The organism is Actinomycetota bacterium (assembly GCA_019347575.1).
In the GTDB taxonomy this organism is placed as follows: domain Bacteria; phylum Actinomycetota; class Nitriliruptoria; order Nitriliruptorales; family Nitriliruptoraceae; genus JAHWKY01.
Genome location: JAHWKY010000032.1, coordinates 12,718 through 27,215, shown reverse-complemented (window position 1 = coordinate 27,215; position 14,498 = coordinate 12,718). Strand labels below are relative to the sequence as shown.

Below are 14,498 nucleotides of genomic sequence, written 5' to 3'. Positions count from 1 at the left end.
CCAGAACACGGATATCCAGCCCAGCCCTCCCCGGGTGCAGCACGAGTGCTCAAGTAGCGCAGCGGTAGCACAACCCGACCGCTCAAGTAGCGCAGCGGTAGTGCAACACGAGTGTGACGCGACCGCAACGGCCGGATGCAACCGTAGGGCAGTCGCGCAGGGAAGTCGTCCCGGGGGGACAACGGCGCGGGGGAAGGCCGAGGGATGCAGGACGAGGTGATCTGGGGTCGTCGTCGCCGCTCCGACGACGAGCACCGCGATCGCATGCGTGCCATCCCGTTGTTCGATGGCCTCGCTGACCAGATGATCGACCTGCTCGACGAGGTCCTGACCGAGGCACACGTGGACGCCGGCAAGCGGCTCGTGGTCGCCGGGGCGGTCGGTCGGGACTTCGCGTTGATCCTCGAAGGCCTCGCGTCCGTCGTCCGCGACGACGTCGAGGTCGCTCGGCTCGGGCGGCACACTTTCTTCGGTGAGCACGCCCTGCTGACGAGGAACACCCGCAGCGCCGACGTGATCGCGCTCACGCCCATGCGGCTGCTCGTCGCGGGGCCGAGCGAGTTCCAGCGGATGCTGCGGGAACTACCCCTGGTCGCGGAGCGGATCAGCGCCGCCGACCAGGAACGACTGGGGGGCAACCGATCGCCAGCGCTACAGGGGGGTAGCTGACGATCTCGCGGCCGGCCCCGGGGGGTGGGGCCGGCCGCGTACCACCTCCGGAACGGGTATGGCCATGCTGCTGACGCCGGGCTCGACGAGAGACTGGGAACCGACACCGGCCGCGCGGACGCCGACACGTCACGTCTTGGGTCAGCTGGTCCCGTTGCGACGTCTTGGGCGAACTCGCGGTCCTCAGCGGCGAGCAGCGGACAGCCGACGTGATCGCCGCGGTCGACTCGGTCGTGCTGCTCTACGAGGGCGAGCAACTCGAGGAGATCCTCGGCATCGCTCCGGTGGCCGAGCGGCTCCGCGCCATCGCCGCTGCACGGCTCGCCGCCTCGGGGCGCACGATCGTCGAGGCTGCATCGGTTCCCATCGTGAAGCGGCCGCCTCGAGTCAGAGGCCGGGGCGCCGGCATCCGCTCGCGTACCGAGGTACCGGCGCGGCCTGTGCGCTTCGGGGCGCTCGGGCTCGCTGCCATCACCATCGCCTCCGCTTGCTCGTGGATCGTGAGCGAGTCCACGCGATCCACCGTCGTCAGCCTCGACGATGCGCTGGCACGATCACGTGCCGCCCCGCCGCCACCGAGGTCCCGGTAACCGGACGGCAACCCGCGTCGATCGCCGACGCAGCGCGGGCCGTGACCCCGCCCGCACCGGCGACGACCGGAGCCGGGGCGCCTCTCGATGCATCCGCACCACCAGCCGTGGATGCAACCGACAGCGCAGCCACGGGCACGGTCGCTCCCGCCAACACGCCGCCAGCGCCCGAGACCGAACCCGGGGCGGCACCCGAGACCGCGCCCGAGCCCGCGGCGGAGGCGCAGGCAGCGTCGCCCGCGTTCCGTGCGCCCGCGCCGGGCGTGTACAGCTACGCCACCTAAGGCGAGGAGAGCATCAGCCTGACCGGGGCCCACCACACCTACCCCGATACGACCCACGCGGTCGTGACCACGACCGAGGGTTGCGGCTGGCACGTCGAGCACCGCGTCATCGAGGAGCACACCGACATCCACGACCGCTGCAGCACGGCCGAGCAGGTCTCGGTCCTCGCACGAGGCAGCGAGGTCGAGTTCTTCGGGCAACGTGACGGCCTCGTGTACCGGTGCGACCCACCGGCCCAACTCCTGCGTGTGGGTGCCGACCCGGGCACGACCTCGTCGGGCAGCTGCGCCAGCGCTGATGGCGAGGGCGAGGCGAGGTACTCGGGCGTCCTCATCGGACTCGAGCAGCTCACGATCGGCGGCCAGTCGGTCGACACCGTGCACATCCGCGCCCTCTACAAGCTCAGCGGACGAGCGAACGGCACCTCGACCGTCGACTGGTGGCTGCACCCCGAGACCGGCCTGACGGTGCGCGAGGAGCGGACCGTCGACACCCGGGCTCGTGCGATGTGGGGTGACGTGCGCTACCAGGAGCAAGCGACCTTCGAGTTGCTCTCGCTGACCCCAGCGACCTGATCGTCCACGGTGGGCCCCGACGACTATGCGTAAGTCGATGCAACTCCTCGGCACGGTCGGGCGTCTTCTGGTACGAAGGGACGTGACGACGGGGACGACAGGGCGCACGGTGAGCACGCACGCAGGACCCGGCACGACGTGGACGGCACGCAGCACGTCGCGACGCATCGGGCTGATCGTCGCCGTCAGCGTCCTCAGCGTGCTGACCCTCGCCGGTGCCGCGTTGGCGATCGATGTCGACCGCTACGCCTCGGCCCAGCGCGACCTGCTCCTTCCGGGTACGACCATCGCCGGCGTCGATGTCGGCGGGATGAGTGCCGACACCGCGCTCGCCGCGGTCGAGGAGGCGCTGACATCGCAGCTCGACGACGCCGTGGTCGAGATCGAGGCGGCGGATCGCACGTGGCGCCGTACCCGCCGCGAACTCGGCGCTACGCACGACGCTGCCGCACAGGTCGACGCGGCGCTCGCCGCCGCCGAGGAGCTGTCGTGGTGGGACTGGGCCCAGGTGCGCTACCGCTCGCAGGAGCTGGGACCTGAACTGGACGTGACCATCCACGATCCCGCGTCCGGACCCGGCCGGCTGGCCCGCGAGATCGCCGCCGCGACCGACTTCGACCCGGTCGACGCCGAGCTGGAGATCGTCGGTGGCGCACCGACGATCAGCCCCGGCGCCGAGGGCCGACGCGTCGAGGTGGGCGCCACGGCGGGTCTCATCGCGGCCCGGGTGACGACGGGTGGGAAGGTGTCGGCGTCGGTGACGCCGCTGTACCCCGAGGTCCCCACCGAGCGCTTCGACGAGATCCTCCTCCTCGACCAGACGGCCCACCGACTCGACGTCTACCTCCGCGGGAGGCTGGTCAGGTCGTTCACGGTCGCGACCGGCACCGGCAACTACCCGACACCGACCGGCCGCTTCGAAGTGACGCTGAAGCGCTACATGCCGACGTGGGTCAACCCCGATCCGAGAGGGTGGGGGGCGTCGATGCCCGCCCGCATCGGCCCCGGACCCAACAACCCGCTCGGCGTGCGGGCGCTCAACTGGAGCGCGCCCGGCGCGATCCGCTTCCACGGAACCGCCAACGTCGCGAGCCTGGGACGTGACGCGTCCCACGGGTGCGTGCGGCTGTCCAACGCCGACGTTGTCGAGCTGTACAACATGGTCGACGTCGGGGCGGTCATCGTCTCGATGCGCTGACCGCAGACCTGCCCGCCCCATGGTCCGATCGGGGCGGGGCGGTGGCCTACACCAGCCCGGGGTGCCTTGCCCCCGACGGGCGGCTGAGCGGCTGGGTGTCGAGGATCGGCGAGGTAGCCTGCGCGCGACGGGGGTCAGGACATCACAGCGCCCACCGTCCGTAGCCTGGGTCGGCGGGCCCCGCAGGATCGGAGCTGCTGCATGGGGGCAGGCAATCGGATCAAGAGCTGGCTGCGTCGCGACGAGGCCGCATCCTCCCAGGACACGACGGACGCCCCGCCTGAACCTGCACCCGATCCGCCCCGGGAGCCCGACCCCGCGCCTCCTCCCGCAGAGGAACCGGAGACCGGTGCAGCGGAGCGATCCGAGCACCTGAGCGAGTCGCTGCCTCTGGCCCAGGACCAGGAGCTGTTGGGTCCGTGCCGCGACTGCGACGGCTACTGGACCCGGCTCAAGGTTCGCGGTCAGAAGCCGATGACGTGCCCTGCCTGCAAGCAGGCCGCCTAAGTGGTCCCACACAGAGCCGACGCCACATCGTTCAGTCGGCGTCTTGGAGCGACGCGGTGCCGCGGTAGGTGGAGTGGGTGGACTGGTAGTGGCGAACCTCGACGACGACGTAGCGCGCCGCGCCCTCGACGAACGTCAGGTCGACCTCGACGTCCTCGCCCGGCGGCTCGTCGGGCAACCCGAACCTACCGCTAGCGTCCACCCTGGGACCGACGTGGCCGACCCCGTCGGACTCGTAGAGGTACAGGTCGAGATCGGTGACCGGCGGCGGGACGGGACCGAAGTCGCCGATGTGGGCGGTCAGCCGCCCGAAGGTCTGGCCGTCGTCGGGCACGATCTGCAGATGGATGCGCTCGCAGACGTGGCCCTCGTCTTCGGTCTCGCACGTGACGTCTCCGGCGAGCCAGCTCGACGTCGTCGGCGCTGACTGCCACTCGTGGGGCGCATCGGTCGAGATCCGTTCGGTTCGGTCGAGGGCTGGTTCGGGGTCGGGCGGGGCAGCCCACAGCACCGTGCCGCTCGCGCCGTCGACGACGAACGCGTCGGTGGTCAGGTCGCCGAGCGTGGCCAGTCCGGCCGAAGGGTCGCGACCGGTGGCGTGGAAGCGGCGCGTCCAGCGCGTCTCGCCGGTGGCACCGTCGACGATCGTCAGCTCGTCAGCCCGTTCGCCTCAATCCGCACGCACGTAACGATCGTCGCCAGTGCCGTCGGTGTTGGCAGACAGGCGGATGCCGTCGGTCACCACGGTGGGGGTGACGACCAGGGTGGCACCGCTGATCGTCGCCTCGGTCGTGTCCGACACTCCGCGAGACGCCGCTGCCGATGCCGTCGACGGGGCTCGCGACGATGTCGAGCTCGAACTGGCCGGTCTGGAGCAGCGGCGCGTCGAAGTCGATGCGGTCGTCGCCGGCGGTGCTGTCGTCTCGACGCCTCCGGGCACGTTCGCCCAGGACAGGAGCACCGCTCCCGTGATCGAACGCATCCAGACCTCCCTCGCGAAGCTCCCCGGGTTTCGACACCGTCGCACGCGAGCCCTGCTTCGAGGGAAGCGAGGCGATCCAGGAACGACGGACCACATCCGGTCACGGAGGCTGGGCGTACGCTCCAGGCTCGAGTCACGTCACGAGGGACCAGCGATGGCCGAGGACGAGGGCGAGCCCATCGAACTGCGGCAGGTGACCGATCTGACCGATCTGGCACGGCGAGAGACCGATCGGCTCCGCTCGCTCGTCCAGCACGAACTCGGCATGAGCACGGTCGAGACCGTGGCGTTCGGCGCCACGTCCTACCCCGACGGTGTGACGAAGGGCGACATCGACGTGCTGTTGCGTGTCCCGCCCGAGCGCTTCGGCGAGCTCGTCGAGCGGCTGGCTGAGATGATGGCGGTGGCCCAACCGGATAACTGGGACACCACGTTCGCGAGCTTCACCGACACGTCATCGAGCACGCCCGTCGGCGTACAGGTGACCGCCGTGGGTTCCTCGCATGACCGCGACTTCGAGCGACAACGACGCCTGCTCAGCGATCCCCGTTTCCGAGCCAGCTACGACCGCGTCAAGCTGCGGTCGGCACATCTCGGTGCCGACGGGTACTGGCAGGCCAAGAACGCTTTCTGGCAACGTCACGCCCTCGACGTGGTCGACGAGGACGATGTCCGTTGACACAACACGGGTTCACGCGAAGTAGGACGAGCCTGAACGCGTGACGGTCTCTCCCGCAGGGATGCCCTGCCCGGTGTGGCCGCCGGAACTCACGGGCGTCGACACGCTGGCTGCTTCCGACTTCATCCCCCGATCTGGTCGGATATCCGGTCGGACCGGGTGACGAAGTTCCTCGTGCCGGATCGATCAGCAGGAAGAAGATGAACAGCGACATCGCGGCACTGAGGCGTCGATGCGTACGCGCTCCCGGGGCTCAGCCAACTACTACATGCCGCGCCGGTCGGAGCTTCCCCGGGACAGGATGATCGCTCAGTTCGGCTGGCGGGCATCGGTGCTCAGCCGATCGGTGTGGTCGGGGTGAACCGCACGGGGAGGCTACGCAGGGCGCCGAGGAACCGTTCTGGGGGTTGGGTGCTGGCCAGTTCGAGGTCTGGTAGTCGGGTGAGGACCCTGCCGACCATGGCCTGGATCTCGACTCGGGCGAGGGCCGCGCCGAGGCACAAGTGGCGGCCGAAGCCGAAGGCGAGGTGGTCGTTGGGTGACCGGGTGATGTCGAAGTTCTGCGGTGCGTTGAACTGTGCCTCGTCGAAGTTGGCGGACTCGTACAGCAGGACGACCTCGTCGCCTTCGCGCAGCTGCGTGCCGGCGAGTTCGACGTCGGTGGTGACGGTGCGGGCCATGTTCTTGATCGGCGAGACCCACCGCAGCATCTCTTCGACGGCCGAAGCCAGCAGCGAGGGGTCGTCCTCGAGCGGGCGACGTTCGCTGGGGTCGTGGAGCAGCTGTTCGATCCCGCCGCTGATCACGTGCCTGGTCGTCTCGTCGCCACCGAGCAGGATCAGCATCGACTCGAACACGATCTCGTCGTCGGTGAGGCGGTCGCCGTCGACCTCGGCGTGTACGAGCACGCTGACGAGGTCGTCGGTTGGCTGTTCGCGGCGAGCGTCGATCGTGCGGCGCGCATAGGCGTCGAAGCCCGCGAACGCCTCGGCGGCCGCCTCCAGCCGTCCCGGGCTCGGGTCGAGCGAGCCGATCAGGTCGTCGGACCAGGACAGCAGCTGGTCGCGGTCCTCGGGGGCGACGCCCAGCATGTCGCCGATGACGATCATCGGCAGCGGGGCGGCGAGGTCGCGGACCAGATCGCACTCGCCGCGTTCGCACACCGTGTTGATCAGGTCGTCGCACAGACGCGCGATCCGTGGAGCTTGCTCCTTGACCCTGGGAGGGGTGAACCCTCCGCTCACGAGCTTGCGCCGCTTCACATGATCCGTGCCGTCGAGGTCGATCATCCACGGCATCGGCGGGAGCTTGGGGCGGCTTCCACCCGCGTTGGAGAACGTGTCGCTGTCCTTCGAGGCCGCCCGCACGGCGTCGTAGGTCGCGATCCCCCACAACTCGTTCTTCTCGTCGAAGTACACCGGAGCGTGGCGGCGCATCCAGGCATGGGTACGGCGGGCGACGTCGTCGTACAAGTCGCCCGACAGCAGGTCGATCGGCCCCTCGGGAGGCTGCTGGCGGGAGGCGGAGGTGGACGCGGAACTCGAGGCCGAGGTCGAGGATGCGGCGCCCGCCGGCTCCTTCAGGTTCGCCACCGCCGCCCGTGCGGCGGCTGCGGCGGCTGCCTGGGCGTCGCGTCCGACACGGAGCATCAGCGGGATGCGGCGCGGGTGGGTGAGCATGTAGCGGATGGCCGCCCCGAGTTTGGGCGTGCCGTCCTCATGCACCAAGGCCATGACGTCGCGGCCCAGCGAGTTGTCACCAGCCATGTCGCTGACCACGCGGAACGCGAGCCACGGCACGCCGTGTCGTTCGCAGACACGGGCGATCGCGGCCGTCTCCATGTCCAGGGCGGTGAACGCCTCGGCGACCAGGCGTTCCACGTCGCCGTCGTCGAACTCGTAGGACGCACCGTCACCCGTGTGGATCACACCCGAGACCGTGACGCCGCCGAATGGTGTTGAACGGAAGCGTTCGCCGGTGGCGCTGTCGACGACCTCCTCGGGGACGACCATGTCGAGAACCCTGGAGGCGGGTGCGAGACCGCCGGCGATCCCGGACACGATCACCCGGTCGACGGTGGTCGTCGAGAGCAGGCGCTCCGTCGCCGTGGTGGCCCGCGCCGGGCCCACGCCCGTCCCGGTGAGCACGACTTCCACGTCGCCCGCCCAGCCGGTGTAGACCGGCATGCCACCCTGCTCGCCGGTCCGTGTCAGCTCGAGCATCTTGATGATCGGCTGCATCTCTCTCTTCATCGGCGCGATGACTGCTACCCGCTTGTGTTGACCCATGTCCCTGTCTCCGTGTCCCATCTCCGTCGAGTGGTTCGGGGCGTGCGTTCAGTAGTGGGGTGGGCGGAAATCGCCAACCGGCATCCAGCAGGCTGAGGACCGACCTCCCTGTCCCTCGGCGGGGGGGCAGGAGGCCTCTGCGACGAGCGTCCGGATGTGATCGGCACCGTCAACCTTGCCTGGGCCGAAGGACATGCCCCCGAAGAAGGGGTAGTCGAGGGCACCGATCTGCTGCACGCCTGTCACCCATCCTTCGCGCGTGAGTTCGGGGCCGGCGAGGGTGGCCGCCCGGACGAACAGGTCGACCATCCCGCACGACAGCATCGCGCCCCCGTAGTCGTTGTCGGATCTGTGTGGATCCTCGCCTGAGGAGGCGGCGTAGGTTTCGCGGCAGGCCGCGTCGACGGCCGGTTCGGGGCTGCCGATCCGCCATTCGCCGATCCGCATGGTCGTGATCCCGACCGATCGGAACGACTCCGGCATGGCCGAGAGGGCGATGTCGTTGGTCATGGATCCGAAGTCGGACACGAAGTAGTCGGGCGTGTAGCCGCTCCGATCGGCGGTCTGCACGAACTCGGTCGAGGTGATGAAGTCCATGAGCAGCATCACTGCGTCGACGCGGTTCGCGCGCATCTGTTGCACGGCGACCGGGATCTGCGATGTGGCGACTCCGTTGTCCGGCGAGAGGTCGGCGCGGTAGGTGACCTCGTAGCCCAGCCGCTCGAGGGTGGCGACCATGCCGTCGGTCACGGTCCGGACGGTGCCCGGGAAGTCTCGATCGACGATGCCGATGCGTTTGCCTTCGAGCAGGCCCTGGTTCACCAGCTCGTGGGCCATGTTCGCCAGCGTGCGCACGCCCGAGGGTTGGAGCGTGACCAGCCTTCCCTCGGACTTGTCGTACATCTCCTGGGTCGTGCCGAAGCCCCCGAGCTCTATGAGCGGCGTGCGGTTCTGCTCGGTGAAGCACAACTGGCCCGGGAAGTCGAGACCGCCACCGACGTCGAGGGCGGCGAAGATCTCATGGTCCTGCGTCGCTGCGCGGCAGGCGGCCTGCCCCGACGAGGGGTCGGTCGGGTCGTATGAGAAGAACAACGGTTCGATCGTGCGGCCGAACACCCCGCCACGGGCGTTGGTGTCGTCGACGAACGCTCTGACGTAGCCACGTTGCGCCTCGGGGTCGAAACCGGGGATGCTGAAGCCGAACTGCGACACGCCGCCGAGGTCGACGATCAGGAACGCCAGGTTGATCGTGTCTGGCGTGACGCCGCGGTCGCTGGCCGTCAGGCCCCCCGGAGCCTCAGACAGGGCGGGGTCCGAGTCGGGTTCGGTGGCCTCCGGATCGGCGCGTTGGGTGCCCGGAGCGAGGGCCGTCCCGCCCGTGCCAGGTCCGTCGGCCTTGGCCGCGCCCGTGCTCTCGGGCGACGCTTCCGATGCCGTCACCTCGGTCCGGGCATCACCAGTGGCATCGCCCGGCAGGTCCGCGTCGGCGCGCGGCACGAGGGGGCGCGCGTTCGACGGGACCGACTCGAGTTGCTCGCCGAAGACGAACGGGATAGCGAGGCCGGCGATCAGCATGCCGATCACGACACCCATCACGAGCGTGTAGGTCCCGCCCTTGCTGTGTAATCCGAGGTTCGTTCGTTGCCTGCGTGACATCAGGCTCCCCCTGCGTTCGCTGAGGTTCGGCGTCGGTCGTCGTGCACGGCTGCGGTCGGGCCATCGTTCACGGCGATGGTGAGCACAGCCCAGCGGTCGGGGTCGTCGCTGGTCCGACCGTTGGCCACAAGGAGGGCGCCGCTAACGAGCGCGACGGCGGACGGTGAATCGAGAGGGATCGGGCCCGTACCGGGTGGGTCGATCTGGCTTGTCTGGGAGCCGTCCGGCGCGATGGTGACGATCGTGCTGCTGCTCCGGAGCACGACGTACGCCGCCCCGCTGCTCGCCAGCGCGAGCGACCCGGGACGGTCCCCCTGCGGGAACGCGTGGACGAGGGTGAGGGCACCGGCGGACCCGCCAGGGTTGATCGTCAGCCGGTACAGCGCTCCGGCATCGAACGCAGCTGGATCGTGGCTCGTCCCCACGGTGAACTCGACCACACCGGCGCCCATCGCTAGGCCGTACGGCCCATCACCGGCCGAGAAGTACACGGACTGGTACCAGACCTCAGGTGCTTCGTCGCGGGGGCGGAGCCGCCAGAGCGTGTCCTGCGCCGGATCGGTGACGTACAGGGTGCCGTCTTCGTCGTAGATGGCGGAGACCGGGAACGGGGCACGATCTTCGATCCCGGGCTGGCACAGGCCGGTGCCGAGGGGGACCAGACAGGCGGGAAGATCCGGGATCGTGGCGAGGACGGACTGGGTGCCCGATCCCATGTCGATGCCGATGATGCGCGCACCCTCGGGATCGAGGACGGCGAGGGCGCCGCTGCCCGGCTCGACGGCTACCCCCGCGAGCCCTCCGCGGCGATCCTGCGGCTGCCCCGCGATGGCATGGTCGGCGGTTGGTGTGCCGTCGCCGTCATAGGCGAACACGCGTGACGGTCCGGGGCCGCCACGGGCGCTCCCGTTGTCGGTCGTTACGAAGACCGTTCCGTCGTCCGCAACGGCGAGACCTCCCGGGGCCCCGGGATGACCGACCCGGGCGAAGGTCCGGATGGAGCCGGGTGCCGGGGTGGCGACGGTGACGTCTGGCGGCGTCGTGATCTCCGCGGGTGGTGCGGGGGGTGTCGGCGGACTCGACGGCGGTGCGACGAAGGTGGATGCCGGGCTCGCGTCTCCCCTAGGTGTCGGCGGAGGCGTCGAGACGGGCGGCCTCACGGGTGATGGGGTGAGTGCTGTCGGCGCGTCATCCGTGGCAGGAGGCAGCGCGGGGGCCTGACTGGGCCGGTCGCGCAGGACGGCAGGGATACCGGGGACTGCGAGCAATAACGCGAGCGTCATCCCGATCAGCATCGTGAAGACCTGCCCCTCGGTGCAGTCGAGAAGCCGGGCCATGAGCGCGACGGGACGTTCGCTCATGCCGGAACCGGCCGTCGGCCGTCGGCGGCAGTACCGCTCCGGGCGATCGCCCGTTCGTCCGTGCCGAGGTAAGCGGCCACGACCGCGGGGTCGTTCCTGACGTCCGCCGGGAGGCCCTCGGCGATGCACCGGCCGGCGGCCAGGCAGTAGACACGGTCGGAGATGGACATCACTAGCGGGATGTCGTGCTCGACCAACACGATCGTGGCGCCGAGCTCCGACTGGATCCGCTTGATGAGCGGCCCGAACGCCTCCGTCTCCCGCTGCGCCACTCCAGCGGTCGGCTCGTCCAGCAGCAGCACGGACGCGTTCTGCGCGAGCAGACAGGCAAGTTCGACCATCCGGCGGGTGCCGGTCGATAGGTTGCCGACGAACGTGTCGGCGTACCGACCGAGGCCCAGGAAGTCGACGATCGCCTCCGCCTCCAAGGCCTTCGCCCGCTCGGCCCGCCGTGACGGCGGCAGAGCAAGCAGTGACGGGACCAGCTCGCTGCGCTCATGCGCCTCGAGCGCGACTTTCACGGTTTCACGCACGGTCAGATCGCCGAACAGTCGTGCGTCCTGAAAGACCCGGCCGAGTCCCTGGTCGGCCCGCAGGTGTGCCGGCAGGGGGGTGATGTCGGTGCCGAGCAGCACGACGTGGCCGTCATCGACCGGGACGAACCCGCTGATGACGTTCAACAGGGTCGATTTCCCGGCGCCGTTGGATCCGATGAGCCCGACGACCTCTCCCTGGTTGGCAATGACGGTGACGCCGTCGAGGGCCCGCTGACCTCCGAAGGCCACGGTGATCGCCGAGGCGATGAGGACAGGTTCCTCGCTGTCCTCACTGTCGTCGACGTCAACGGCTGGCATGGTTGGCAACGGGCGGTCGGCCGCGGTCTGCATCGGCGAAGGAGCCGGGGGAGTGTGTCGGGCGAGGCGTGCGAGCAGGGCGTCGCGGATGCGATGCACGATCTCGATGAGCCCACCGGGCAGGTACAGCAGGAGCACCAAGAGGCCGATGCCGCTGGTGGCGAGCGCGACGGCCGGCGACCCACCCCAGAGCGCGGGGAGTCCCACCACGTACACGGCGCCGAGGATCGCACCGGCCACTGAGCCCAGCCCACCGATGATCACCATGGCAACCACCTGCAGCGACAGCTGCGGACCGAAGGACGTGCTGCCGACGTTGATCTCCAGCCCGGCCAGGAGGCCTCCCGCCAGGGCGGCCAGCCCACCGCTCAGGGCGAAGGCAGTGAGCTTGGCGCCCGACGGGGACACCGTCAGGGCGGACGCCGCCGCCTCGTTCTCACGTACCGCGATGAGACGCCGCCCGACGCCCGTGGTACGGAGCCGCGCGATCATCGCTGCGCACGCGATCAACACGACCAGGCACACGTAGTAGTACGTCCGCTCCGGCGCCAGATCGATGACACCGAAGAGCTCGGCGCGGGGCACGACCGAGACCTCCTGGCCCCCGGTCAGAAGGTCGACCTGGAACAGCCAGTTCGACGCCGCGACCGCGAACGCGAGCGTGGTGACCGACAGGAAGAGCCCACGCACCCGTAACGCGGGAAACCCGACCGCGAGCGCGACGACGGCGCCGGCGACGGTCGCGTACCCCACGGCCACCGGGAACCCCATGCCTCGACCGATGAGAGCGGCGGTGACCATCGCGCCGACACCGACGAACGCGAACTGGCCCAGGCTCAGCTGTCCGGCCCAGCCGGACAGCACCGCGATGGACAGCCCGATGATGGCGTAGAGGACCACCCGCGTGAACAGGTAGTTGCGACTTGCACTGCTGACCACGAGCGGGAGGCCGATCGCGAGTGCCACGGCTGCCGCCGCAGACAGCGGCCCCATCCGCCGCACCCACCAGACGTGCCGGAGGCGTTCGGGTATCGCGGCAACGCGCGGTGTCAGTGACCACCCGCCCTCCTCGCCACGGTCGCCCCGGACACGTCCGAGCACGAGCACGAGCACCGCGACGAAGAGCACAGCATCGACGATCCCGGGCTGTCGGACGTTGACGAACAGGATCGCCTCGACGACGCCGATGGTGACCCCCCCGACGAGCGCGGCCGGAACGGACATGAGCCGTCCGAAGAGTCCGGCAGCAAGTGCCCGCAACAACAGGCTGGGCCCCAGCGCTGCAGAGGGCACCCCGACGATGACGCCCCGGAGTGGGTTGACGAGCACGGCGGTCACGGTCGACAGGACGCCGGCGAGCACCCACACCAGCGTCGAGATGCGCTTGGTCGAGATGCCCGACAGCTCTGCCCGGTCCGGGTTGTCCGCGGCGGCGCGGATCGCCAGACCATGCGGCGTTCGTGTCAGGAACAGGGCCAGTCCGGCGATGATCGCCGGAGCGAAGGCGATCACCATGAAGTGCTCGCTGGACAGCCGCAGCGTGTCGCCCACCTGCAGGATGCGGTCGAACGGCGACGGGTATCGTCCGGGGGTGTGCACCTGGGGAAGGAGCAGCTGAGCGACGAACAGCAACTGGGACACGCCGATCGTCGCCACGAGCACGACCACGCGCGGGGCCTTGAACAGCCGACGGATCACGCCGCGCTCGACCGCAGCGCCGACGATCCCGCCGAGCACGAGCACCAGCGGCAGGGCGACTACGAAGCTCCAGCCCTGATCGATGACCAGCTTGGCGAGGACAGCGGCCCCGAACGCGCCGATCTCACCATGGGCGAAGTTGATCACCCGCGTCGCCCGGAACACGAGCACGAGCCCGGCCGCCAGCACGGCGTATGTCAGTCCGGTCAGGACGCCGATGACCAGGATCTCCAGGCTGACGTCCCAACCCGCGACGGACACGCCCATCAGCCGCCCTCGCTTCCGAGGAACACGGCGCGCACGAGATCCTCTCGATCCAGGAGGTCCGCAGCCTGGCCCTCGAAACGCACCTGGCCGCGTTCCATGAACACGGCTCGGTCGGCGAGCGCGAGTGCGACGTTGAGCGACTGCTCGACGATCACCATCGTGAGCCCGCCGTCCTTCAGACGCTCGACGATCTCGAGGAGCTGCTGCACGATGACCGGGGCCAGCCCGAGGCTGAGCTCGTCGATCATCAGCAGCTTCGGGTCGAGCATGAGCCCCATGGCGAGCCCCAGCATCTGCTGCTCGCCACCGGACAGGGTTCCGGCCCGCTGATCGAGACGCTCCGCGAGTACAGGGAAGAGCCCCAGGACCTCGTCCACCCGCTCGGCAACGCGGTCCCGGTCCCAGATGAACGTGTAGGCGCCGGCCAACAGATTGTCGCGGACCGAGAGCATGCGGAACACGGCATCGCCGCCCGGCACCTGCACGATGCCGAGACGCACCCGGTCGTGCGGTTCGGCGTAGGTCACCGTCTTGCCGCCGAAGCGCACCACGCCGGTGTCCGGCTCGCCGAGGCCGCTAATGGCACGCAGCAGCGTCGACTTACCAGCACCGTTCGTCCCCAGGAGGGCGAGCACCTCTCCCTTGTTGACATCCAGGTCAACGTCGAAGAGCACCTGGACCTGACCGTAGGAGAAATCGAGATGGCGGACAGCCAGCATCGGCTCACGGATGACAAGGCCCCGGTGGTCCTGCTCGGTGCCCCGTGCCTCCTTGGCGTGCGCCCTCCCCTGGCGGGCCATCTCCCACCTTCCCGTGCGCCTGCCGCCCCGCCGTCACATCGGCGCCCATGCAGGAGAGCAAGAAGACACTAGTCCGTCAATGCCTCGTG

The 14,498-nt window shown here is 69.6% G+C and carries 13 protein-coding genes; 7 read left to right on the top strand and 6 right to left on the bottom strand.

Annotation, left to right across the window (positions count from 1 at the left end; all coding sequences use genetic code 11):
* Positions 1-204: 204 nt before the first annotated feature.
* The 6 genes from KY469_17920 to KY469_17895 all read left to right on the top strand — a co-directional run bounded on the left by KY469_17920 (position 205) and on the right by KY469_17895 (position 3,824).
* Positions 205-669: a cyclic nucleotide-binding domain-containing protein gene (locus tag KY469_17920; protein MBW3664976.1), complete on the top strand. Its 465-nt coding sequence runs from the start codon at positions 205-207 to the stop codon at positions 667-669.
* Positions 670-833: 164 nt separating this feature from the next.
* A complete protein-coding gene (locus KY469_17915) occupies positions 834-1,259 on the top strand; it encodes a cyclic nucleotide-binding domain-containing protein (protein MBW3664975.1) in 426 nt (141 codons plus the stop codon).
* Between the two features lie 107 nt (positions 1,260-1,366).
* The gene (locus tag KY469_17910; protein MBW3664974.1) at positions 1,367-1,543 is read left to right on the top strand and encodes a hypothetical protein; all 177 of its coding nucleotides are present in this window, start codon (positions 1,367-1,369) and stop codon (positions 1,541-1,543) included.
* Between the two features lie 63 nt (positions 1,544-1,606).
* Positions 1,607-2,119, top strand: a complete 513-nt coding sequence (locus KY469_17905) for a hypothetical protein (GenBank protein ID MBW3664973.1) — start codon at positions 1,607-1,609, stop codon at positions 2,117-2,119.
* A gap of 109 nt (positions 2,120-2,228) precedes the next feature.
* Entirely contained in the window at positions 2,229-3,317 is a 1,089-nt protein-coding gene (locus KY469_17900) for a L,D-transpeptidase/peptidoglycan binding protein (protein MBW3664972.1), read from the top strand.
* Between the two features lie 201 nt (positions 3,318-3,518).
* Positions 3,519-3,824: a hypothetical protein gene (locus KY469_17895; GenBank protein MBW3664971.1), complete on the top strand. Its 306-nt coding sequence runs from the start codon at positions 3,519-3,521 to the stop codon at positions 3,822-3,824.
* A 31-nt stretch (positions 3,825-3,855) separates the two neighbouring features.
* On the opposite strand, the gene KY469_17890 is transcribed toward KY469_17895, so the two are convergent.
* Entirely contained in the window at positions 3,856-4,335 is a 480-nt protein-coding gene (locus KY469_17890) for a hypothetical protein (GenBank protein ID MBW3664970.1), read from the bottom strand.
* Between the two features lie 625 nt (positions 4,336-4,960).
* Here KY469_17890 and KY469_17885 point away from each other — a divergent pair.
* Positions 4,961-5,485 (top strand): GrpB family protein, encoded by a 525-nt coding sequence (locus tag KY469_17885; GenBank protein MBW3664969.1) that lies wholly within the window; start codon positions 4,961-4,963, stop codon positions 5,483-5,485.
* A 335-nt stretch (positions 5,486-5,820) separates the two neighbouring features.
* Here KY469_17885 and KY469_17880 read toward each other — a convergent pair whose 3' ends face one another.
* From KY469_17880 to KY469_17860, 5 genes are read right to left on the bottom strand one after another with little or no spacing between them, the layout of a single operon-like run.
* Positions 5,821-7,773, bottom strand: coding sequence for a cytochrome P450 (locus KY469_17880; protein MBW3664968.1), 1,953 nt, complete (start codon positions 7,771-7,773; stop codon positions 5,821-5,823).
* Between the two features lie 48 nt (positions 7,774-7,821).
* On the bottom strand, positions 7,822-9,429 hold the full coding sequence (locus tag KY469_17875; GenBank protein ID MBW3664967.1) for an ABC transporter substrate-binding protein: 1,608 nt from the start codon (positions 9,427-9,429) through the stop codon (positions 7,822-7,824).
* Complete coding sequence (locus KY469_17870; GenBank protein ID MBW3664966.1) at positions 9,429-10,790, bottom strand: hypothetical protein; 1,362 nt, start codon at positions 10,788-10,790, stop codon at positions 9,429-9,431. Before KY469_17870 ends, KY469_17875 begins: the two co-directional genes overlap by 1 nt.
* Complete coding sequence (locus KY469_17865) at positions 10,787-13,609, bottom strand: ATP-binding cassette domain-containing protein (GenBank protein MBW3664965.1); 2,823 nt, start codon at positions 13,607-13,609, stop codon at positions 10,787-10,789. The genes KY469_17870 and KY469_17865 overlap by 4 nt, the downstream gene beginning before the upstream one ends.
* Entirely contained in the window at positions 13,609-14,409 is an 801-nt protein-coding gene (locus tag KY469_17860; GenBank protein ID MBW3664964.1) for an ABC transporter ATP-binding protein, read from the bottom strand. Before KY469_17860 ends, KY469_17865 begins: the two co-directional genes overlap by 1 nt.
* Positions 14,410-14,498: the final 89 nt, after the last annotated feature.

Bases quoted from the DNA above. Each gene is read 5' to 3' on its own strand.
- KY469_17895 (MBW3664971.1), top strand. From the start codon at position 3,519: ATGGGGGCAGGCAATCGGATCAAGAGCTGGCTGCGTCGCGACGAGGCC.
- KY469_17885 (MBW3664969.1), top strand. From the start codon at position 4,961: ATGGCCGAGGACGAGGGCGAGCCCATCGAACTGCGGCAGGTGACCGAT.
- KY469_17920 (MBW3664976.1), top strand. From the start codon at position 205: ATGCAGGACGAGGTGATCTGGGGTCGTCGTCGCCGCTCCGACGACGAG.
- KY469_17865 (MBW3664965.1), bottom strand. From the start codon at position 13,609: ATGGGCGTGTCCGTCGCGGGTTGGGACGTCAGCCTGGAGATCCTGGTC.
- KY469_17875 (MBW3664967.1), bottom strand. From the start codon at position 9,429: ATGTCACGCAGGCAACGAACGAACCTCGGATTACACAGCAAGGGCGGG.
- KY469_17870 (MBW3664966.1), bottom strand. From the start codon at position 10,790: ATGAGCGAACGTCCCGTCGCGCTCATGGCCCGGCTTCTCGACTGCACC.
- KY469_17880 (MBW3664968.1), bottom strand. From the start codon at position 7,773: ATGGGTCAACACAAGCGGGTAGCAGTCATCGCGCCGATGAAGAGAGAG.
- KY469_17860 (MBW3664964.1), bottom strand. From the start codon at position 14,409: ATGGCCCGCCAGGGGAGGGCGCACGCCAAGGAGGCACGGGGCACCGAG.